We start from the raw sequence: 21,254 nt of genomic DNA on the forward strand, positions 1-21,254 counted from the left end.
CTCAGATCGGGACGCGGGTCTGCTGCAGAACGGAACCCAGCACGGCGTCGACGGACACGCCCTCGAGCTCGGCGTCGGGCCGCAGGCGGATCCGATGGCGCCACGTCGGCAGCAGCATCGTCTGCACATGGTCCGGCGTGATCGCCGGGTACCCGCCCAGCCATGCCCACGCCTTCGATGCCGCGAGCAGCGCGGTCGCCGCACGCGGGCTCACCCCGAGCTGCACCGAAGGGCTCCGGCGCGTGGCCTGCGCGAGATCCACCACGTAGCCGAGCACGTCGTCCGAGACGGTGACGGATGCCGCGGCCCGCTGTGCCGCCCGGATCTCGTCGGCGCTCGCCGCACGGCGCAGTCCCGCGCCCGCGAGGTCGCGCGGGTCGAATCCGCTCGCGTGGCGACGCAGCACCGCGAGCTCGGCGTCCCGTGCGGGCACCTCCACGATGAGCTTCAGCAGGAACCGGTCGAGCTGCGCCTCGGGCAGCGTGTAGGTGCCCTCATGCTCGATGGGGTTCTGGGTGGCCGCGACGAGGAACGGGTCGGGGAGGGGACGGGTCACGCCGTCGGTCGAGACCTGGCGCTCCTCCATCGCCTCGAGCAGAGCCGCCTGCGTCTTGGGCGGCGTGCGGTTGATCTCGTCCGCGAGCACGACGTTGGTGAAGACCGGGCCCGCGCGGAACTCGAACTCGCCGGTCTTCGCGTCATACACGAGCGACCCCGAGACATCGCCCGGCATGAGGTCGGGCGTGAACTGGATGCGCTTCGTGTCGAGACCCAGCGCCGTCGAGAACGCCCGGACGAGGAGCGTCTTCGCGACGCCGGGCACCCCCTCGAGGAGCACGTGACCACGCGACAGCAGGGCGATCAGCAGGCCCGTCACCGTGCCGTCCTGCCCGACCACGGCCTTGCCCACCTCCAGGCGGACGCGGTTCATCGCCTCGCGCAGCGCGGCGTCGTCGAGGGGTGGGCGGTCCGTCGCGGGGGGCGCCTCGGTGCTCGCGGTGGCGGGCGTGTCCGTCATCGGGGACTCCTTTCGGGGCGGACGGCCGTGCGCACGGCGTCCTCGAGATCTCTCAAGCGTGTGCTCAGGGCGACGAGATCCGCGTCACTACGGGGGATGTCGTCGATCAGGATGCCGCGCGCCATCCTCCGGTCGAGCCCGGTGCGGCCCGCGGCGGCGTCGGCGATCTCGGGGGCGGCGGCGTTCGCGCCGAGGCCGAGGAGGGCGGCGATGCGCCGCAGCGCGCCGATGCGCAGGCGGTCCGCCGCGTGCAGCGGATCGCCGGCGCGCGCGTAGAGGCGGGCGCGGCCCTCGGTCGTCTCTGAAGCGCGCACCGTCACGGGCAGGGTCTCCGCGACGAGCGGTCCGAACCGGCGGCCGCGCCAGACCCCCGCGGCGACGCCCGCGATCAGGAGGAGGACGATGACCGCGCTCACCCAGGGCGGCGTGAGGTCGCCGAGCGAGGGGTTCGCGTTCGCCAGGTCGGTGTCGCCGGGATTCGGGACGTACCAGACGACGAGTGGATGCCGCCCCAGCAGGTTCACCGCGAGCGCGGCGTTGCCGTTCTCGGCGAGGTGCTCGTTGGCGAAGAGCGGCCGGGCGTCGATCGCGGCGACGTGGCCGTCATCGGCGGAACGCACGAGGAGCGCGGAGCCGGCCTCCGCCGGGTAGCACGCCTCGGCATCGCCCGCGCTGTACAGCGCCCCCGGGGCGACGGCACCGGCGCGCAGCGCCGCGTCGACATCGCAGTCGGGCTCGATCGCCGTGTCGGGGGCGACCCCCGCGGGCGCGGAGCCCGGGAGCAGGAGATCGAGCGTGCGGGCACGTGGCTCGATGAGCACGATGTCGGTCGCGTCGGCGGCGAGGTCGGCGATCGCCTCGTCCGAGAGCGCCGGCGCGTCCGGGAGGACGAGGGTTGCGGGCACCGTGCCCAGAATCTCCGATGCGGCCGCGCGATCTCGCACCACTCGCACGTCGACACCGTGGTCGCGCAGGATCTCGGCGAGCGCGCGGGTGCCGCCGGGGCCGGTCGAGTCCGGGTCGAGCGCGTCGCGCTGCGCCCACTGGTTCGCCGCCGACACCGCACCGCCGATCCCGCCGATCACGAGCAGCGCGAGCCCGATCGAGACCCACGCCGCGATCCGGCGGCCGCGCCGGGGTGCAGCATCCGGAGTCGACGTCTCCCGCGGGGTCGCCGTCGCTGTGGTCACGCGGAGACCTCCTCGCCGATGACCGGGCGGGCCGCGACGACGGCGTCGTCGGCGGACTCGACGAGGCGGTAGAGGTCCTCGCTCCCGGGACGCCGCAGGTACCGGACGTCGTCGAACGCGGTGGCCGCGGCTTCGAGCCGGGGCTCGAGCGCGGGGAAGGCCGCGCCGGCGGCTCGAGCGAAGGCGTGCACGGTCGCGCCGGGCGGCGGGTCGACGACACCGCGTTCGAGGCAGCCGCGGGCGAGGGCGCGGAAGCGCAGCACGATCGCCGCGTCCCAGTCCGCCGCGCGGGCGCGCTCGGCGGCGGCCGCCCGGAGTTCGGCGGCGGAGCGGTGCTCGGCCTCGCCGAACAGCAGCGGCGTCCGCGAGGCGGCACGCCGAGTCACCCGCGGCACGCCCCACAGCAGGAACGCCGCGACGATGACGACCGCGACGACGATCGCGGCGACGAGCGCGAACGTCGAGCCCCAGCCGCCCGAGAGGTCCGGGTTCAACAGCGACGCGATGAAGTCGCCGACGGCGCGCGCGATGCGGTCGAACGGCGTCGGCTCGGCGATGTCGTAGGCCGGGTCCGACAGCTCCTGCTCCGCCCACCGCCGCGCTTCGTCACCGTCCGGCGTGAGCGGCGGGACGGCGTCGGACGCGCGCGCGAGTGCGCGCAGAGCGGCGGGGATCAGGCCCACGGCGACTCGCGGTCGGCGCCGTCGGGTGCGGCGCCGGGGGCGGTCCAGCGGGTGGGGGAGGGCTCGTCCGCGGGCGCCGGGGTGGCGGAGTCTGCGGGGGGCGGAGCGACAGGCGGCTGCGCGGGCGCCGGGGCTGCGGGGCGGTCGGCGGGTGCTCCGTACGCCGGCTGCGCGGGCGCACCGTTCGCCGGCTGCGCAGGCGCACCGTGGGCAGGCGGCGCCGGGGCGCCGTACACAGGCTGCGCCGGTGCACCGTACCCGGTCGGCGCGCCGTAACCCGGCTGGGCCGGTGCGCCGTAGCCGGGCGGCACGCCGTAGCCCGGCTGGGCGCCGTACCCGGTCGGCACGCCGTAGCCCGGCTGGGCGCCGTACCCTGCGGGTGGCCCGTAACCCGGCTGCGCCGGTGCGGTGGAGAACACCGCGCCCGCCGGCGGGTACCCCGGGGTCGCGTATCCGGGCGGGTACGGCGCGTAACCGGGCGCCGGGTATGCCCCGGGAACGCCCCGCGGCGCGATCTCGCGCCCGATGTGCTCGCGGTACGGATCCGCGAGGGCGGTGGCGCCGGCATCCCGGCGCTCCACGTACGCGAGCAGGTCGAGGTCGAGCCCTTCCCGGCGCATGCGGCAGTCGATGTAGATGAGAGCTGTCGCGGTCGACTGCACGACGACGGCGACGGACTGCAGGAGCAGCGTGAGCACCTGCGTGAGGAGGGTGGCGGCGATGAAGCCGATGATGGCCGTCGGCTCGGGATCGCCTGTGGGGGCGATGATCGTCGTCAGCCCCATCGAGAGGAAGCTCATCGGCAGGCTCACGACCTGCGCGACGGCGGCGAAGATGACGCTGATCACGATGATGATGCCGAGGGCCGGCCAGAAGCGCCGGCGCGTGAGGGTCCATGAGCGCGACAGCCCCTGGAGGATCGTGGCGTGCTCGACGATGATGGCGGCCGGCACCAGCAGGAGCTTGATCATCAGCCACCACGTGAGGGGGATCGCGGCGAGGATCACGAGGACCGTCAGCAGGATCGCCGCCGGCGGTGCCGCGATCGCGATGCCGACGATCCCCAGCACGACCACCGCGACGACCGCGACGACCGCCAGGACGACGAGCAGCGAGTAGCCGATGAGGCGCCACGCGATCGGCTTGACCTGACGCCAGAGCGCGCCGAGGGTCTGCTTCTCGGCGACGGCCGCGTGCGTCACCTCGACGACGACGATGCCCTGCACGATGACGCTGAGCGCGCCCGCTGCGAGCGACAGCACGATGCCGGCGACGGCGGTGAGCGCGATCGACCCCGCCATGACGGTGGCGTACTCCTCGGTGCCCGGCCGCAGTGTGTCGAGGCGCGAGAACGACGCCCACCCGATGGCGAGCACACCGCCGAGGACGACGATGTACGCGAGCGTCTGCACGACGAGCGCGAATCCCAGCAGCACGCGCGGGTTCTGCCGGAGGGCCGAGAACGAGCGGCCCAGGATCATGCCGAACGACAGCGGGTGCAGCGGGATGATCCCGGGGCGTGACGCCGGCGTCCAGGCCGGGTATGCGGACACGATTCCCCTCTCGGTCGGCGGCGCGTCGTGGGCTGTGCGGCGCGTCGGCCGCGCCCTCAGGACGGCGCTTGCCCCTATCGTTCCACATCGGAAGGATGCCGCAGCCGCCGTGTGGATGAGCCTCTCGGTGTCCGTTCGGGCGAGCTTCGGCCGGTCCACAGCCCTGGTCGACTACTCTGTGGGAAGCGCACGGGGACGCGCACGTCGTCCTCTGCGCCTGGACAGAAGGAACGAACGCGCGCGATGACTTCACGCATCCTGGTGGTCGACGATGACACCGCCCTTGCCGAGATGATCGGGATCGTGCTGCGCACGGAGGGATTCGAGACGGTCTTCTGCGCGGACGGTGCCGAGGCCGTCGACGCGTGGCGCACCGAGCGCCCCGACCTCATCCTCCTCGACCTGATGCTGCCGGGCATGGACGGCATCGAGATCTGCACCCGGATCCGCGCGGAGTCCGGCATCCCGATCATCATGCTCACCGCCCGCACCGACACCGCCGATGTCGTGAAGGGCCTCGAGTCGGGCGCCGACGACTACATCGTCAAGCCGTTCAACCCGAAGGAGCTCGTCGCCCGCATCCGCACCCGGCTGCGCCCGGCGAGCCAGCCGGCGAACGACTCGCTGCGGATCGGCGACCTCACCGTCGACGTCGCCGCGCACGAGGTGCGCCGCGGCGACGGGCCGATCGCCCTGACGCCCCTCGAATTCGAGCTGCTCGTCGCCCTGGCATCCAAGCCGCAGCAGGTGTTCTCGCGCGAGATGCTGCTCGAGCAGGTGTGGGGCTACCACTACAAGGCCGACACGCGCCTGGTGAACGTGCACGTGCAGCGGTTGCGGGCGAAGGTCGAGAAGGACCCCGACAACCCCAAGATCGTGACGACCGTGCGCGGTGTCGGATACCGCGCCGGCGCCGTCGTCTAGACGGCCATGACCGCGCCCATCACGGCCGTGACGCCGGCGCGCGCCCGCGTCCGGTGGTGGCGCCTCTGGCGGGCATGGCCGGGGGACATCGCGGGCCTCTGGCGGCGCTCGCTCCGGTTCCGCACGATCCTCGTCACGATCGGCCTCACGGCGCTCGCCGTCGTGATCGCGTGCGTGTGGATGGCCCTCGCCATCCAGAACGACCTGTTCGCCTCCCGCAAGGACCAGGTGCTGATCGACGCCGAGCAGGCGCGCGCCGCGGCGCAGCGGACCCTCGACGCCTCGGTGCAGAACGACTCCATCCAGCTGCAGAACGTCATGACCCTGGCGTTCACGGCGCTCCGCGACCAGTCGTCGGCCACCATCGTCGGCGCCTACCGCATCGGCCCCCTCGTGCCCAACGCGCCGCAGGACTTCAGCACCAACGAAGAGGTGATGAACGAGCTGCTGACCCCTCCGATGCGGGCACTCGTGCGCACCAACCCCGACCAGCAGATCTGGCAGCCCGTCGCGCTTCCCGTCGGTGACGACTCCACGGTCCCCGGGATCCTCGTGGGCCAGCAGCTCACGATCGACAACGTCGCGTCGTACGAGCTGTATCTCGCCTACGACCTCGCCAACGCCCCGGAGACGCTCACGTTCGTGCAGCGGACCCTGTGGGTGGTCGGCATCGGTCTCGTCCTCCTGATCAGCGGCATCGCGTGGTTCGTGCTGAGATCCGTGACGACCCCGATCAGCGAGGCCGCCGACACCAGCGCCAAGCTCGCGTCCGGGCGCCTCGACGTGCGTCTGGAGGTGCGCGGCGAGGACGAGCTCGCGACGCTCGGCCGGTCGTTCAACGCCATGGCCGACAGCATGGAGTCGCAGATCAAGGAGCTCGCCGACCTCTCGCTCGTGCAGCAGCGCTTCGTCTCCGACGTGTCGCACGAGCTGCGCACCCCGATGACGACGATCCGCCTCGCCGCCGACATGATCAACGACCAGCGCGAGGACTTCGATCCGGCCACCGCACGCGCGGCCGAGCTGCTGAATGCGCAGGTGCAGCGATTCGAGACCCTCCTCACCGACCTCCTCGAGATCAGCCGGTACGACGCGGGCTCCGTCCAGCTCGAACTCGAGCCGACGAGCCTCGCCCACCTCGCGGAAGACGTGATCGGCTCGATGCAGCAGCTCGCGGAGCAGCATGGCACCGACGTCCGCCTGGTGGCGCCGGGGGGATATTCCCCCGTGGACATGGACCCACGGCGCGTGCGCCGCGTGGTGCGCAACCTGCTCGGCAACGCGATCGAGCACGGCGAGGGCCGACCCATCGTGGTCAGTGTGGACAGCAACCAGCAGGCGGTCGCCATCGGCGTGCGCGACTACGGCATGGGGATGAAACCCGAGGACGTCGAGCACGTCTTCGACCGATTCTGGCGCGCCGATCCCTCGCGCAAGCGCACGATCGGCGGCACGGGCCTCGGCCTGTCGATCGCGCTCGGCGACGCGAAGCTCCACGGCGGCGAACTGGCGGTGTGGTCCGAGGTCGGCCGCGGCACGAACTTCGTCCTCACCCTCCCGAGACAGGCGGTGCCGCTCGCGGGGGAGTCGCCGATCCCCGTCGATCCGGGCGACGACGCGGTCGCCGCCCTCGATGACCTCGGCCTCACCACACCGATCGATCTGCCGCCGGGCGCCGCGACCGACACGGATGCCGGCACCCGAGGAGGATCCGCATGACCCGGGTACGCGGCATCCTGGCCCTCATCCTCGCGCTGTGCGCGGTCGTCGTGACCGGCTGCGCGGGCTTTCCCACGAGCGGGCCTCCGGAGTACGGGCTCGAGAACGGCAACACCGGCAACGGATCGCAGAACGTCGTGTTCATCCCGAACCGGCCGCAGCCGGGTGCCACGCCGCAGCAGATTGTCGAGGGGTTCATCGATGCCGGATCCGGCCCGGGCGTCCTGGGCAACTGGGCCGTGGCCCAGGAGTTCCTGGCACCGTCACTGCGTGGCACCTGGAACCCCGACGCCCAGGTGATCGTGGATGAGCGAGCCGAGAGGGACTACGTCGAGACCGGCGAGGGCGTCGTCGACTTCGCATCGGAGGTCGTGGGCTCGGTCGACGACAAGGGCGCCTATCAGCGAGCCGACCTGTCGCCGGCGAGCTGGACCTTCCGCCTCGAACAGCAGGACGACGGCGAATGGCGCATCACCGAGGCGCCCGACGGCATCTGGCTCGACGAGGCGCAGTTCCCGCAGGTGTTCCACCGCTATCCGCTGATGTACTTCGACCCGTCGTACCAGTACCTCGTGCCCGACGTCCGGTGGTTCGCGGTGACGAAGGCGGCGGGGAGCATCGCCAACGCGCTCGTGAACAAGCCCAAGAGCGAGTGGCTGGAGGAGTCGGTGGAGACCGCGTTCCCCGACGGGGTGTCGGAGGTCGCGGTGGTGCCCACGGCGGACGCGGGCGTCTCCGACGTCGCCCTCAAGGGCGACGCGATGCTGGCCGCGAGCAGCGACGACCGCAATCGCATGCTCACGCAGCTCGAAGAGAGCCTGCGGGCCGCCGGCGTGGCCGAGGTCGTGATGACCGTGGACTCCGCCCCGATCGAGGCGCAGCCCGTCGCCGTGCGCTCCACCCGCGTGCCGGCCACGCCCCTGGTGCTGACGCAGGCCGGATTCGGATTCCTCACGGGCGACGAGATCGACAAGATCCCCGGCCTCTCGGCTGCCGTCGAAGCTGCGTCGCCGCTGAGCGTGCAGGTCGGGGCCGAGCGGGACCTCGCCGCAGCGCGCCTCGCCTCGGGAGCGGTCGTGCGGCTGAACTCCGCCGGCACCGAGCCCGAGGTGCTGGACACGCGGCCGGGACTGGTCGATCCGGTGATCGACCAGTACGGGATCGTGTGGAGTGTTCCTCAGGACGACCCGGCTGCGCTGCGGGCGTACCTGCCGAACGGCGATGTGATCGAGGTCGCCGACGCGTGGGGTGAAGGAACCGCCATCGCCGGCATGGCGCTGTCGCGAGACGGTACGCGCCTGGCCGCCGTGGTGAGCGCGGGCGGGCGCTCGGTGGTGTCGGTGGCCGGTGTCATCCGCGACGACATCACCCCGGTGCGCCTCGGTCAGCCGTTGCAGCTCGCCGTCGCGGGTGGTGCGGTGGTCGGCGTCACGCGGATCGGCGTCACGTGGATCGACGACGTCTCGGTCGGCGTGCTGACCAGCGGCGCCGACGCCGACTCGACGGTCATCGAGCAGGTCGTCGGCGCGCCGACCTCCACCTCGACGGCACCGTCGGCCATGGCCTCGATCGCCGGGGGAAGCGGGATCTCGAGTCTGCGGCTGCGGGCCGAGGACGGCACGCTCTATGTCAAGCGCGGCACGAGCTGGCAGCCCACCGCGACGGGGATCGGGGTCCTCGCGACCCAGCAGGGCGCGCCGCAGTAGGGGGTTCCTCCCCAGGGCTGTGCCGGCGCCGGTGGTCCACCGATCCGGGATGCGGGAGCCGACACCACAGCGCGACTCCGAGATGCTGAGGCGGTGATGCCGGAGATCCTCGTCGCCGTGCGGGAGGCGTGCGCCGATGCGCTGGCGCTCCTGCTTCCCGTCTCGTGCGCGGGGTGCGACGAGCCCGACGTCGCCCTCTGCGAGCGCTGTGCGCTCGCCCTCGCTCCCGACCCCCGGAGGCAGCTCATCGAGGCCCCGGGCGGCTCTGTCGCGGTGTGGAGCGGCCTGGCCTTCGAGGGGGTCGCGGCGCGCGTCCTGCGCGCGATCAAGGAGGAAGGGCGCACGAGCCTGGCCGAAGCACTCGCCCTGGCGCTCGCGGCGGCGCTGGTCCACGCCGGTGCCGAAGACGCCGTGTGCGTGCCCCTGCCGACCTCGCGCCAGGCGTATCGCCGACGCGGCTACCGCGTGCCCGATCTGCTCGTGCGTCGCATCGGCCGGCGGCCGAGCCGACTGCTCCGGTACGCCCGTCTTACCGGGGATCAGCGCGGGCTCGACCGGGACGCCCGGGCGCGGAACGTCGCGCAGAGCCTCGTGGCCACGGGCGGCGCGGGGCGGCGGGTCGTGGTCGTCGACGACGTCGTGACGACCGGTGCGAGCCTCGCCGAAGCGGTCCGCGCACTGCGTGCGGAGGGCGCCGACGTGGTGGCGGCGATCACCGTCGCAGCCACTCCGCGGAGGCGTCCCACGGGTCGGTGAACGGCTTCCCGACGCAATCGAAACTCACAGGTGACAGAGTCCGAACGCCCGGCTAGCGTGGGGGTGACAAGGCGACTGATGGTCCGCCCTTGGCCGGGCGGACCGGAACAAGGAGGTCAAGGATGGAAACCAGCATCGTCGGCGTGGGAGTGGGGATCACAGATCGCTTCCGCGGTGTCGTCGAGGAGAAGGCCCTCCGCATCGAGAACCTCGCGCCCCGCGCTCAACGCGTGGAGGTCAAGGTCACGCACCGGGCGTATCACAACGGTCGCATGGAGGATGAGACCGTTGAACTCACCGTCAACGGCAAGGGGCCCGTCATCCGGGCCGAGGCGACGGACGGCGACAAGTTCACCGCCCTCGACCTCGCGGTCGACAAGCTGTGCGAGCAGCTGCGCCGCGCGAAGGACAAGCGCGTCGACGCGCGCAACCACCCCCGCGGCGCCAAGTTCGAGAAGGGCAGCGGCGCGCTCCAGGGGATCGATCTGCAGCCCGCATCCGTCGACGTGCTCCGCGCCGTCGCCACCGGCGAGATCCCCATCATCACGGGCAACGAGGAGGAAGAGGGCTACACGCCCGTCGTCATCCGCACGAAGGAGTTCCACCCCGAATGGATGTCGGTGGAGGAGGCCGTCGACCGCATGGAACTGGTCGGCCATGACTTCTTCCTCTTCATCGACGCCCGCACCGACCACCCGAGCGTCGTCTACCGCCGCAAGGGCTGGGACTACGGCGTGATCTCGCTCACCACGCAGACGCAGCCGGACGAACTGGCGTCCTGACACGTACTCCGAGGGGTGCGGCTGCTCCGGCAGCCGCACCCCTCGTGCATCTCCGGACGAGAACGGATGCCGCGGCCCCGTCGGAGTGGCAATGGTATTCGGTATACCATCGACACGTCGCGCCGGTCCGGCCGCGGCATCCGCTCATCCGTCGAGAGGCACCACACGTGATCATCCGCAACGCGCGCCCGTGGGGCGCCGAGCCCGCCGACATCGTCATCGAGGGCGGCCGCATCGCCGAGATCCGTACCCACGACACGTATGCTCCGGCGGGCGCGGACGACGTCGACGGCCGTGGCCGGCTCCTCCTGCCGTCGTTCAGCGACGTGCACGTTCACCTCGACTCCTCGCGCATCGGGCTGCCGTTCCGCCCTCACACGGGCGCGCCCGGAGTGTGGGGCATGATGCTCAACGACCGGAACAACTGGCGGAACACCGATGTGCCGCACGCCGAGATCGTCGCGGGCACCCTCGAGCAGATGATCGCAGGGGCACCACGCGCGTGCGCACCTACGCGCAGGTCGACGTCGACTGCAAGCTCGAGAAGTTCGATTCCGTGCTCGCGGCGAAGGAGCGTTTCCGCGACCACGCCGACGTGCAGATCATGACGTTCCCGCAGGCCGGCATCCTGCGAGAGGCGGGCACCGTCGAGTACCTCGAGGAGTCCCTCAAGCAGGGCGCCGATGTCATGGGCGGGATCGACCCCAGCCAGCTCGACCGCGATCCGGTCACGCACCTCGACATCGTGTTCGGCCTCGCCGAGAAGTACCAGGTCGAGATCGACATCCATCTGCACGAGCCCGGCGCCCTGGGCGTGTTCAGCACCGAGCTCGTGCTGGAGCGCACCCGCGCCCTCGGCATGCAGGGCAAGGTCACGATGTCGCACGCCTACGACCTCGGCTCGGTGTCGGAGACGGTGAGCCGCCGCCTCATCGAGGAGTTCGCCGAGCTCGACATCGCCATGGCCACGGTCGCGCCGTCGACCACCGGGCATCTGCGACTGGTCGATCTCGTCGACGCCGGCGTGCGCGTCGGCCTGGGAGAAGACGGGCAGCGCGACTACTGGAGCCCGTACGGCAACTGCGACATGCTCGACCGCACGTGGCAGCTCGCGTTCGTCAACGGCTTCCGCCGCGACGATCACATCGAGCTCGCGCTCGCCGTCGCCACCATGGGCGGTGCCTCGATCATGAGCCACGCCTCGCCGCGCGTCGCCGGCGTGGGCGATCGCCCGGGTCTGGCCGCCGGCGATCGCGCCGACCTCGTGCTCGTCGACGGCGAGACGCCGACGAGCGCGGTCATGGACCGCGGCGTCGACCGCACGGTGATCCACGATGGGCGAGTGGTGGCCGACGGCCTCGAGGTCGTCGCTCTCTGACCCAGGCTCCGTCCCGCCTGTTTTGTGGCGCGAGCACCGGGGGTGGCGCGACGAGGTGGGACGTCAGTCGAACATGCCGTCGAGGAGGCTGCCGATCACGAGCCCGCCCAGGATGCCGCCCATGAGGTCGGAGCCACCGCTGCGACGGCCGCCGCCGTACCCCTGCTGACCGTACCCCGGTCCGCCCCACTGGTCGGGCTGGGGCCGTGCGGCGTCGATGTCGCGCTGCGCCAGCTGCAGCGCCTCGCTCGCGAGGAACGCCGCACGGCGGGCCATCGCGAACGCCTGCTCGCGGTGGTCCTCGTCGATCGCGGTGACCGCGGCGGCCGATGAGCCGAGGTACCGGTCGAGATCCAGGCGCACGCGCTCGGCCTCGGCGAACCGGGTGCGCGCGTCGGCGCCGATCCACCCGCGGTGCCCGGCGATCACGTCGCGCGAGACGGCGAGCTGCCGGTCGGCGTCATCGATGGCGTGACGCACGTGCTCGAGGGGCGGGATGGGCCGGGCGGCGCGATCGCGTGCGGTCGCGATCGCGGCATCGAGTCCCGCATTCGCCTCGCGCAGTCGCGAGAGCTGCTCGAAGGGGTCGGTGTTCACGCCCGCGGCGGGCAGGGCCGCCAGGGCGGCCTGCAGCTCCTCGATCGCGGTCTGCACCGCGGGGGAGTGCGGCTCCTTGAGCGCGACGACGAGGTCGCCGCGGGAGTCCTCGACGATCGCGGCGAGCGTCGACTCGGCGCGCAGCGCCTCGACCTCGAACGTCTCGACCGCGTCGAGCAGCGTCTCGGCGCGCCGCACGGACTCGGTCGAGGCCTCGAGCGCCATGTTGGCCTGCTCGCGCTGACCCGCCTCGCGGCGGCGCTCGGCGACGCCGGCGCTGTGCTCCGCGAAGCCGAGCAGCTGCGCCGCCTCGGCGGGGTTCGCGTCGATCTGCGACAGCGCGTGCGACGAGTAGCGGATGGCCAGCCGGTCGACGGTGGAGCGGGCGTCGGGCAGGCGCAGGCGCAGGCGCGCAGCATCCGCCCGCACCTTCGCGATGATCTCGGGAGCGCGACGCGCCCGCTCGATCGGCGCCGCGAGCGCCTCGGTGCGGTCGTCGAGGAGGTCTTCCGCCCACTCGCACAGCTGCGCGATGCGCGCGTTGCGCGTGCGCAGCTCCTCGGGGGTGTCGGGGATCTCGTCGTGGTTGAGCTGGTGCAGGTGGAACGCCTCCTGCAGGTGCGTGCGCACCGACTCGAGCGCCTCGCGCAGCTCCTTGGTGGGCCCGGGACCCAGTTCGGCGTCGGCGAACGCCAGCTCGTCGCTGGTGAGGCGGATGCGCTCGTCGGCGGCCACCAGCGCCTGCTGCGCCCGCCGCGCCAGGTCGGCGTCCTGCGTGTTCAGTTCTTCCTGCTCGCGCTTGCGTCTGCCCCAGAATCCGGCCATGAATCGATCCTACGGGGGCCGCTGGGAGCGGGCTGAGGCGAGCGGGCGCCACCGTTGACTGTTCGCGCAGAGCGTGGCTCTGGCGCAGGCGCGCCGCCGTGCCCCAGAATGAGCGCACACGTCGCGTGGCCGGGTGCCTGGGGTCCCTCGCGGCACCTCCTCGCCGACGCGGAGGGGCCGGCGCGATCCTCGCCAAGGGAGTCCAGATGGCCCTGCCCAAATTCCTCGTTCCGGTCTCGCTGCGCGGTTACAAGATGTCGTGGCTTCCCCGCGACGTCATCGCGGGAGTGACGCTCGCCGCCGTGGCGATCCCGGAGGTGATGGGGTACACCTCCATCGCGCAGACCCCGATCGTCACCGGCCTGTACACGATCCTGCTGCCGCTGCTCGCCTTCGCGCTGCTGGGCGCCTCCAAGCTGCTCGTGGTCGGCGGCGACTCGGCGACGGCGGCGATCATGGCGGGAGGCCTGCTGACCGCCGGCATCGCCGGGCTCAATCCGGGCTCGCCTCAATGGGTGGCGCTGTGCGGGTTGACGGCCCTGGTCTGCGGCCTGCTGCTCATCCTCGCCCGAGTGCTGAGGCTCGGCTTCATCGGCGACTTCCTGTCGGCCTCGGTGCTCATCGGATTCCTCACCGGTGTCGGCATCCAGGTGGCGACGAGTCAGATCCCCGACATCCTCGGCGTGCCGAAGGGATCGGGCAACTGGTTCCAGCAGCAGTGGGCGTGGATCTCGGAGCTCGGCCAGCTGTCGTGGCCGACGCTCGCCTACGGCGCGGCGACCATCGGCATCATCTTCGTTTTCAAGATCTTCCTGCCGAAGGTGCCCGGCGCGATCATCGCCGTGGTGGGCCTGCTCATCCTTGCCACGTTCACGAACGCGTCCAGCTACGGCGTCGAGGTCATCGGCGCGATCCAGGGCGGATTCCCGCCGATCGGCTTCCCCGCAGGGGTCTCCTGGGGCGACGTGCCCGCAGTGCTCTCCACGGCGTTCGCGTGCTTCATCATCATCATCGCCCAGAGCGCGGCGACCTCGCGGAGCTTCGCTGCCAAGCACGGTGACCGCGCGGATGTGAATCGCGACATCGTCGGGCTCGCGGCATCCAATCTCGCCGCCGGCTTCAGCGGCACGTTCGTCGTCAACGGATCGCCCACCAAGACGCAGATCCTCGACGGGCAGAAGGGTCGCACGCAGGTCGCCAACCTCACCGTCGTGGCGGTCACGCTCATCGTGCTGCTGTTCCTCACGAACCTGCTCACCGACCTTCCGAAGGCGGTGCTCGGCGGCGTGGTCTTCGTGATCGGCCTCGAGCTGATCGACATCCGCGGCCTCGTGCGCGTGTCGCGCGTGCGTCGAGGCGAGTTCTTCATCGCGCTCGCGACCGCGCTCACGGTGTTCATCGTCGGTGTCGGCGCTGGTGTGATCCTCGCGCTCGCGCTGTCCCTGCTCGATGTCGTGCGCCGCCAGTACCGCCCGCGCGACTTCGTGCTCGGCGTGCGGGGCAAGGACGGGTACGAGTACACGACGGCGGCCGCCGGCGAGCAGACGGCACCGGGACTCGTGGTGTTCCGGTACGACGCCGACCTCTTCTACGCGAACGCGTCGCGGTTCGTCGACGACGTGCAGCAGGTCGTGCAGAATGCGCCCGATCCGGTCAAGTGGCTCGTGCTCGACTGCGCCGGCATCTCCGACATCGACTACTCCGCCGGCGAGGCGTTCTCGGGCCTCGTGGACTGGCTCGACGCCCGCAGCGTCCAGCTCGTGCTCGCGCGTCCCGAGACAGCGGTGCTCGAGGAGTTCACGGCGTACGGCATGGCGAAGCGCATCCCCGCCGACCGCATCTACAACGACCTCGACGAGGCGGTGCGGGCCTTCCCCGCACAGCAGGGCACCACCGGCTCGCCCGCCTGACCGGCAGACGGGGACGATGGATGCTGCGGCCCGGCGGAGCCGCCGGGTCAGCCGTCGCTGCGCTTGTGGCGAGGCTTGCGTGCCGGGCGGTCGTCGCCGTACGAGCCGTGCGAGCCCGAGTCGCGGTAGGAGCCGCGATCGCCGGAGCCGCGGCTGTCGCGGTACGACCCGCCCGTGGCGTCCTTGCGTCGCTGCGGACGCCCGGTGTCGGGACGCAGCTCGATGAGCTGACCCGAGATGCGCGTGTCAGCGAGGCGGTCCAGGGCGCCGGCGGGGAGGTTCGCCGGCAGCTCGACGAGCGAGAAGTCGGGCATGATCTTGATCGCGCCGAAGTCGTCGCGACGCAGGCCGCCCTCGTTCGCGAGCGCGCCGACGATCTGACGCGGCTCGACGCGCTGACGCTTGCCGACGTTGATGCGGTAGGTCGCGAAGCCCTCGCGGGGCGTGCGGCGCTCGCCGCGCTCGGGCCGGTCGCCGTACGCGGGACGGTCGCCGCGGTCGGTCCGCTCCGTCCGCTCGCGCCGCGGAGCGGGCTCGGGGTCGGGCTCGAGGAGCAGGGGCGTCTCGCCCTGCGCGACCACAGCGAGGGCGGCGGCCACGTCGACCTCGGGCACGTCGTGGTTGCGCACGTAGTGGGCGATGATGTCGCGGAACGCCTCGATGCGAGAGCTCTCGTCGAGGGCCGCGGTGATGCGGTCGTCGAAGCGCGACAGGCGGGTCACGTTGACCTCGTCGACGCTCGGCAGCGCCATCTCCGTAAGCTCCTGACGCGTCGCGCGCTCGATCATCTTCACGAGCCCGCGCTCACGGGGCGTGACGAAGCTGATGGCGTCGCCCGAACGCCCGGCACGGCCGGTGCGGCCGATGCGGTGGACGTAGGACTCGGCATCCGTCGGGATGTCGTAGTTGACCACGTGCGACACGCGCTCGACGTCGAGGCCGCGCGCGGCGACATCGGTCGCCACCAGGATGTCGAGCTTGCCCGACTTCAGCTGGTTGACCGTCTTCTCGCGCTGCGGCTGGGCGATGTCGCCGTTGATGGCGGCAGCCGAGTAGCCGCGGGCGCGGAGCTTCTCGGCGATCTCTTCGGTGACGCTGCGGGTGCGGCCGAACACGATCATGCCGTCGAAGTTCTCGACCTCGAGGATGCGGGTGAGCGCGTCCATCTTCTGCTGCCAGGCGCTGATGAGGTAGCGCTGCGAGATGTTGGCCGAGGTCTGCGTCTTCGCCTTGACCGTGATCTCTTCCGGGTCGTGCAGGTACTGCTTCGACATGCGGCGGATCGTGGCCGGCATGGTCGCCGAGAAGAGGGCGACCTGCTTGGTCTCGGGGGTTTCGGCGAGGATCGTCTCGACGTCCTCGGCGAAGCCCATCTTCAGCATCTCGTCGGCCTCGTCCAGCACGAGGTACTGCAGCGCCGAGAGGTCGAGCGTGCCCTTCTCGAGGTGGTCGATGATGCGGCCGGGGGTTCCGACGACGATGTGCACGCCGCGTCGGAGGGCCGAGAGCTGAACGCCGTAGCCCTGTCCGCCGTAGACAGGAAGGACGTGCACATCCTTCATGTGAGCCGAGTACTTCTCGAACGCCTCGCACACCTGCAGGGCGAGCTCGCGCGTCGGGGCGAGCACGAGCGCCTGCGGGGTCTTCTGACCGAGGTCGAGGCGGTCGATGATCGGCAGTGCGAACGCGGCCGTCTTGCCGGTTCCGGTCTGCGCCATGCCCACGACGTCGCGGCCGCCGAGCAGCGTCGGAATGGTCGCCGCCTGGATCGCCGAGGGGGTCTCGTAGCCGATGTCCTTGAGTGCCTTGAGGACGGGCTGGCTCAGCCCGAGGTCGGAGAAGGTCATCGCTGCGGGCTCGGTCTGAGCCTCGGCTTCGATCTGGTCGGCGTTCGTGTGCACAGTCAACCGTAGCGCGGCCCGCCTGTGAGGCGACAGGATGCCGCCTCCCCGCGCACGTCGCAGATGTCAGGTGATGGCGGTGCGGCGGGTCAGATCGGGGTTCCGCGGCGGCACTAGCCAGTTGGTCACGGCGATCGCCGAGGGCAGCACGACGACCAGCGCGGCGATGAGCCACCACGGGATGTCCGAGACCTGCTGAGCGCCTCCGGACTGGATCGAGAAGCCGATCGGCGGGAGCACCCCGACGGCCGCTCCGGCGAGCGTGCCGAGGCCGGCGATGATGAGGCCCTGCCAGAAGCCGATCCCGCGTCGGAGCGACCTCGTGCCGCCGACGGCGGCGATGGTCGCGTCGTCGGGTCGGCGCTCGAAGCGCGCAAGGCCCAGGGCGACCGCGCTCGCGCCGAGCACGAGGACGGCCACCGCGGCGAGGAGGGGCACCATCCACGCCGCATCGCTCGGGGGGCCTTCCTCGACGCCCGGCGCGAGCGTGAAGGAGGCGCCGCTCAGGAGCTCCGCCTGCGCCTGCATGCGGTCCCGCTCCGCCCACGTCGGCGGGGCGGGGGGCATCGCGGCGGCGCGGTCCGGCATCAGCGCCATGTCCAGGCGCTCACCGGTGCTCGGCGCGACGGCGATCGCCACCGGCTGCAACGGGGCATCCACGACGATCGCCTCCAGCCGCTCGGTGCGCTGCGGTTCGGCGACCCGGGGAGCGTCCGGCCGGCGCTCCCAGATGTTGTCGGGGACACGTCCCTCGTAGACGTCGCTGCCCGCGAACGTCGCGACGTCGATCGCCCCGCCCGAGACGAACCGATCGTCGGCGACGAGCGCGGCGCCGTCCCGGTATGCGGCAAGGTCGGATGCCGTCAGGTCCACTCCCATCACCACCGCCACGTCCTCGGCTGCCACGACGGAGATCGGGTTGCTCGGGTCCTGGCCGAACGAGGTGTAGGAGTCCTGCACCTCGGGGTCCAGCAGGTGCTGATCGCCGAGAAGCGCGATCGTGAAGGTCACGTCGTCGGGCACCGCGTCGGCGGACGGGTACTCCCAGACGGTGTTCAACTGGCGGGACACCACGGCCGCCCGGTCTGCGCCCGCGTCGTGTGCGATCTGGAGGGCGGCGGCTGTGCCGGCCTCTGCGTCTTCGGCGTGGAGCACGCCGGACGACGAGGAACCCGGCCAGATCGGGATGGCGATGCTCCCCGGCGGCGCGTCGTAGTACCACAGCCGGGCGGTCTGGGCCGTCTGCATCGAGGACTGGGAGAGCGCGAAGACGCCGATGAACACCGTCGCGGCGATGGCGGCGAACGCCGGAACGGTCCGTGAGGCGTTGGCGGCCGCGTCCCTCGAGGCGAGCTTCGCCGCCATGCCGGCGCGGGAGAGGCCGCGCGAGGCCGTCCACAGCAGCCACCGACCAGACAGGAGGATGCCGAACTGCGCGACGATCGGCCCGACCACGATGCCGTAGGCGGGCAGGTAGCGCATGAGCGAGTCGTAGCCGAAGAAGTTCGTGGCGTTGATGGCGGCGACCGCGAACGCGCACAGCAGGGTGATCGCCACCCCGCTCACGATCAGCACCGACCCCCAGATGGGACGCGCGACGACAGGTCTCTGCGGGCGGCGCGCACCGCGCAGTGCGCGGATCGCATCGGTGCGACCGACGGTGCGGGCCGGCATCCAGGCCGACACGGTGCCGACGATCACGGCGAAGACGAGCACGGCGGCGATGAGCTCCCACGGCACGTGGAAACCCCAGAACATCGTCGTGCCGCCGGCACCCAGAGCGATCACGAGCGCGGCGATGCCGATCCCGCCGGCGATTCCGACCACCCCGCCGACGAGACCGAGTGCGGTCCCCTGCAGCAGCACCACGCGCGACAGATCCCGGCGGTCCGCCCCGACACTCGCGGCGACCGCGAGCGCGCGCTGCTGACGGCGCGCCGCGACGGCGAAGGCGGCGCCGGCGAGCATCACCACCACATAGCCCGCGAACAGCGCCGCGACCGACAGCATGAGGACGAGCGGCCACATCTTCGCCCACCGGTCGGTCGAGGCGGACGAGTAGTAGCGGTTCGAGAACTCGGGCGGATCGAGCGCCACGCTGCGCGAATAGGCGACGACACCGCCGTCGTCATTGAGCCGCTGCACGTCCGCCCACGAGAGCCCGAGCTCCGGGAGGTACCACTTCTGGGTGCCTCCGACGGCTCCTCGTGCGTGCTCGGGAAGGAAGACGGCGGCGACGCCGTCGGCGATGATTGCGGCGTCGAGCGTGCCGGTCACCGTGAAGGCCGGACCGTCCGACAGCCGGAGCGCATCGCCGATCTCGAGTCCGAGCCGTTCCAACGCGGCGGTGGTGACCATCGCCTCGCGAGCCGTCACCGGGCGATCGCCCGCCACCAGGACGAACGCCTCCCCGAAGCGCGGATCCCACGTCCTCCCGGCCCACGCCGGGAGGACAACGGATCCGTCATCGGTGGCGACCGACACCATGCCCCTCGAGACGGGGAGGACCTCGGTGCCGGCCGCCAGCAGCCCGGTCGGATCGTCCAGCGGCTCGCCGTCCGGCATCGTCATGACCCCGTCCGCGTCGATCGGGTACCCGTTCCACTCGGGCTCGGTGGGCACCTGCCAGAACCCCTCGCCGGGGACGCCGGACGGGGCGATCCATGCCTCCATGTCGCCGAGTTCGGCCGCCGTGCGCTCCTCGGGGGTCGCGATCGCGCTCGCGGTGAAGACGAGGAATCCCGTCATCCCCGCGATGGGAAGCGCCACCAGCGTCGTCACGAGCAGGCTCGACACCCATGCGCGTCGCAGCTGCCGGTGTGACATCCGGACGGCGACCCTCCAGCGGGCCGTCCGCGACATCGGACCGCGGCTGCGCGGAGAGGCGGAAGGCGACGTCTCAACGCGCCGCCCGAGGGTGCTGGTCATCGTGCCTGCAGCAGCGAGTCCGCGCCCGCGCGCCGCGACTCGTCGACGATGCGGCCGTCGCGGAGGAACACGATGCGGTCGGCGAACGCGGCGTGGCGTGCCTCGTGGGTGACGAGGATGCCTGCGGCTCCGGCATCCACTCGCGTGCGCAGCATCTTCAGCACCATCTCGCCCGTCACCGAGTCCAGCGCGCCGGTCGGCTCGTCGGCGAGGATCAGCCGGCGCCCGCCGACGACGGCGCGGGCGATCGCCACGCGCTGCTGCTGGCCGCCCGACAGATCGTCGGGGTAGTAGCCGGCCTTGTCCTCAAGGCCGACCGAGGAGAGCGCGTCACGTCCGGCGCGTCGTGCGACCCGGGACCGGAAGCCGTCGAGCTCGAGCGGCAGCGTGACGTTCTCGAGCGCGGTGAGCGTCGGGATGAGATTGAAGTCCTGGAACACGAAACCGAGCGAACGCCGCCGGAGGCGCGCGAGCCGTGCGGGCGTCTGCTCGCTGAGGTACTGCCCCTCGACGACCACCTCGCCGGATGTCGGGATCGCCAGACCGCCGGCGATCGACAGCAGGGTCGACTTGCCCGAGCCCGACGGTCCCATCACCGCGACCAGCTCGCCCTGACTCACGTCGAAGTCGACGCCCGACAGCGCCGAGACGGCCGTCGCACCGGTGCCGTACTGCTGCGTCACACCGATGAGACGCAGCACGGTGTCGGTCATCGTGCCTTCCCGGGCGCTTCGACAGGCTCAGCGACGGGTCCCTGAGCCTGTCGAAGGGCCGGACGCCCGCGCTTGGGCTTGTCGGTCGAGAGCTCGAGCGCCATGGCACGATGCGGGTGCAGCGCCAGGCGCTGTTCGGAGTGGTCGAGCCAGCGCACCTCTGCTTCGGCCGAGAAGATCATGGAGTCGACGACGAGCGACCACGCGAGCTCCTCCGGTCCGTCGGGGTTCGCCCCGGCGTACTTCGCCCGGTTCAGCTCCTGCAGCTGCGCGAGCGACGAGCGGCGCTGTGTCTGGATGATGTCCGCCACGTCCACTCCCGGCAGGGTCGCGGCGACCGCGAGCTTGATCGCGAGTTCGTCGCGGGTGCCCTGCGCGCGCTGCACCGGGGAGGCCAGCCAGTCGCGCACCTCGGCGGCTCCGGCATCCGTGATCTCCCAGTAGACGTGACCGTGCTCGTCGACGTCGCCCTTCTCGACGAGTCCGTCGCGTTCGAGGCGGTCGAGCGTGTTGTAGATCTGGCCCACGTTGAGCGGCCAGGTCGATCCGGTGCGCCGGTCGAACTCGGCGCGCAGCTGGTAGCCGTAGCACGGGCCCTGATCGAGGATCGCGAGCAGACTCTGACGAACGGACATGGGGTTCTCCTTCGGGTGGAGGGGCAGAAGCCCTGA

15 protein-coding genes and 1 pseudogene are annotated in these 21,254 nt (G+C 71.7%); 7 read left to right on the forward strand and 9 right to left on the reverse strand.

What is annotated here, in order from left to right:
* Position 1: 1 nt before the first annotated feature.
* From ACLBXX_RS05970 to ACLBXX_RS05985, 4 genes are read right to left on the reverse strand one after another with little or no spacing between them, the layout of a single operon-like run.
* Positions 2-1,018, reverse strand: a complete 1,017-nt coding sequence (locus tag ACLBXX_RS05970; RefSeq protein WP_447657272.1) for an AAA family ATPase — start codon at positions 1,016-1,018, stop codon at positions 2-4.
* Entirely contained in the window at positions 1,015-2,208 is a 1,194-nt protein-coding gene (locus tag ACLBXX_RS05975) for a DUF4350 domain-containing protein (protein ID WP_447657273.1), read from the reverse strand. The genes ACLBXX_RS05970 and ACLBXX_RS05975 overlap by 4 nt, the downstream gene beginning before the upstream one ends.
* Positions 2,205-2,891, reverse strand: coding sequence for a DUF4129 domain-containing protein (locus ACLBXX_RS05980; RefSeq protein ID WP_447657274.1), 687 nt, complete (start codon positions 2,889-2,891; stop codon positions 2,205-2,207). The genes ACLBXX_RS05975 and ACLBXX_RS05980 overlap by 4 nt, the downstream gene beginning before the upstream one ends.
* Positions 2,882-4,444, reverse strand: a complete 1,563-nt coding sequence (locus tag ACLBXX_RS05985) for a glycerophosphoryl diester phosphodiesterase membrane domain-containing protein (RefSeq protein ID WP_447657275.1) — start codon at positions 4,442-4,444, stop codon at positions 2,882-2,884. The genes ACLBXX_RS05980 and ACLBXX_RS05985 overlap by 10 nt, the downstream gene beginning before the upstream one ends.
* A gap of 243 nt (positions 4,445-4,687) precedes the next feature.
* Between ACLBXX_RS05985 and mtrA the strand changes: the two genes are divergently transcribed.
* The 6 genes and pseudogenes from mtrA to ACLBXX_RS06015 all read left to right on the forward strand — a co-directional run bounded on the left by mtrA (position 4,688) and on the right by ACLBXX_RS06015 (position 11,709).
* Positions 4,688-5,368, forward strand: coding sequence for an MtrAB system response regulator MtrA (gene mtrA / locus ACLBXX_RS05990; RefSeq protein WP_045297395.1), 681 nt, complete (start codon positions 4,688-4,690; stop codon positions 5,366-5,368).
* Positions 5,369-5,374: 6 nt separating this feature from the next.
* Complete coding sequence (gene mtrB, locus ACLBXX_RS05995) at positions 5,375-7,087, forward strand: MtrAB system histidine kinase MtrB (protein ID WP_387147539.1); 1,713 nt, start codon at positions 5,375-5,377, stop codon at positions 7,085-7,087.
* Entirely contained in the window at positions 7,084-8,793 is a 1,710-nt protein-coding gene (locus ACLBXX_RS06000; RefSeq protein ID WP_447657276.1) for an LpqB family beta-propeller domain-containing protein, read from the forward strand. The genes mtrB and ACLBXX_RS06000 overlap by 4 nt, the downstream gene beginning before the upstream one ends.
* Before the next feature lie 96 nt (positions 8,794-8,889).
* A complete protein-coding gene (locus tag ACLBXX_RS06005) occupies positions 8,890-9,549 on the forward strand; it encodes a ComF family protein (RefSeq protein ID WP_447657289.1) in 660 nt (219 codons plus the stop codon).
* A 122-nt stretch (positions 9,550-9,671) separates the two neighbouring features.
* The gene (hpf, locus tag ACLBXX_RS06010; RefSeq protein ID WP_310289407.1) at positions 9,672-10,331 is read left to right on the forward strand and encodes a ribosome hibernation-promoting factor, HPF/YfiA family; all 660 of its coding nucleotides are present in this window, start codon (positions 9,672-9,674) and stop codon (positions 10,329-10,331) included.
* A 167-nt stretch (positions 10,332-10,498) separates the two neighbouring features.
* A pseudogene (locus tag ACLBXX_RS06015) lies at positions 10,499-11,709 on the forward strand (amidohydrolase family protein).
* 63 nt (positions 11,710-11,772) lie between these two features.
* Here the strand turns inward: ACLBXX_RS06015 and ACLBXX_RS06020 are convergent.
* A complete protein-coding gene (locus tag ACLBXX_RS06020) occupies positions 11,773-13,131 on the reverse strand; it encodes a hypothetical protein (RefSeq protein WP_447657277.1) in 1,359 nt (452 codons plus the stop codon).
* A gap of 206 nt (positions 13,132-13,337) precedes the next feature.
* On the opposite strand from ACLBXX_RS06020, the gene ACLBXX_RS06025 reads away from it, so the two are divergent.
* Positions 13,338-15,041, forward strand: coding sequence for a SulP family inorganic anion transporter (locus tag ACLBXX_RS06025; RefSeq protein WP_447657278.1), 1,704 nt, complete (start codon positions 13,338-13,340; stop codon positions 15,039-15,041).
* Between the two features lie 47 nt (positions 15,042-15,088).
* Here the strand turns inward: ACLBXX_RS06025 and ACLBXX_RS06030 are convergent, their stop codons facing one another.
* The 4 genes from ACLBXX_RS06030 to ACLBXX_RS06045 form a co-directional block, all read right to left on the reverse strand.
* Positions 15,089-16,888, reverse strand: a complete 1,800-nt coding sequence (locus ACLBXX_RS06030; protein ID WP_447657290.1) for a DEAD/DEAH box helicase — start codon at positions 16,886-16,888, stop codon at positions 15,089-15,091.
* A 120-nt stretch (positions 16,889-17,008) separates the two neighbouring features.
* Complete coding sequence (locus ACLBXX_RS06035) at positions 17,009-19,768, reverse strand: FtsX-like permease family protein (RefSeq protein WP_447657279.1); 2,760 nt, start codon at positions 19,766-19,768, stop codon at positions 17,009-17,011.
* Positions 19,769-19,866: 98 nt separating this feature from the next.
* The gene (locus ACLBXX_RS06040; protein ID WP_447657280.1) at positions 19,867-20,583 is read right to left on the reverse strand and encodes an ABC transporter ATP-binding protein; all 717 of its coding nucleotides are present in this window, start codon (positions 20,581-20,583) and stop codon (positions 19,867-19,869) included.
* Positions 20,580-21,218 carry a PadR family transcriptional regulator gene (locus tag ACLBXX_RS06045; protein WP_447657281.1) on the reverse strand — a complete coding sequence of 213 codons (639 nt, stop codon included), beginning with the start codon at positions 21,216-21,218 and terminating at the stop codon, positions 20,580-20,582. Before ACLBXX_RS06045 ends, ACLBXX_RS06040 begins: the two co-directional genes overlap by 4 nt.
* Positions 21,219-21,254: the final 36 nt, after the last annotated feature.

The sequence above is a fragment of the Microbacterium sp. C23T genome (assembly GCF_053345975.1).

Bases quoted from the DNA above. Each gene is read 5' to 3' on its own strand.
- ACLBXX_RS06045 (WP_447657281.1), bottom strand. From the start codon at position 21,218: ATGTCCGTTCGTCAGAGTCTGCTCGCGATCCTCGATCAGGGCCCGTGC.
- ACLBXX_RS05970 (WP_447657272.1), bottom strand. From the start codon at position 1,018: ATGACGGACACGCCCGCCACCGCGAGCACCGAGGCGCCCCCCGCGACG.
- hpf (WP_310289407.1), top strand. From the start codon at position 9,672: ATGGAAACCAGCATCGTCGGCGTGGGAGTGGGGATCACAGATCGCTTC.
- ACLBXX_RS06025 (WP_447657278.1), top strand. From the start codon at position 13,338: ATGGCCCTGCCCAAATTCCTCGTTCCGGTCTCGCTGCGCGGTTACAAG.
- ACLBXX_RS06000 (WP_447657276.1), top strand. From the start codon at position 7,084: ATGACCCGGGTACGCGGCATCCTGGCCCTCATCCTCGCGCTGTGCGCG.
- ACLBXX_RS06040 (WP_447657280.1), bottom strand. From the start codon at position 20,583: ATGACCGACACCGTGCTGCGTCTCATCGGTGTGACGCAGCAGTACGGC.
- ACLBXX_RS06005 (WP_447657289.1), top strand. From the start codon at position 8,890: ATGCCGGAGATCCTCGTCGCCGTGCGGGAGGCGTGCGCCGATGCGCTG.
- ACLBXX_RS06035 (WP_447657279.1), bottom strand. From the start codon at position 19,768: ATGTCACACCGGCAGCTGCGACGCGCATGGGTGTCGAGCCTGCTCGTG.
- ACLBXX_RS06030 (WP_447657290.1), bottom strand. From the start codon at position 16,888: ATGACCTTCTCCGACCTCGGGCTGAGCCAGCCCGTCCTCAAGGCACTC.
- mtrA (WP_045297395.1), top strand. From the start codon at position 4,688: ATGACTTCACGCATCCTGGTGGTCGACGATGACACCGCCCTTGCCGAG.
- ACLBXX_RS06020 (WP_447657277.1), bottom strand. From the start codon at position 13,131: ATGGCCGGATTCTGGGGCAGACGCAAGCGCGAGCAGGAAGAACTGAAC.
- mtrB (WP_387147539.1), top strand. From the start codon at position 5,375: ATGACCGCGCCCATCACGGCCGTGACGCCGGCGCGCGCCCGCGTCCGG.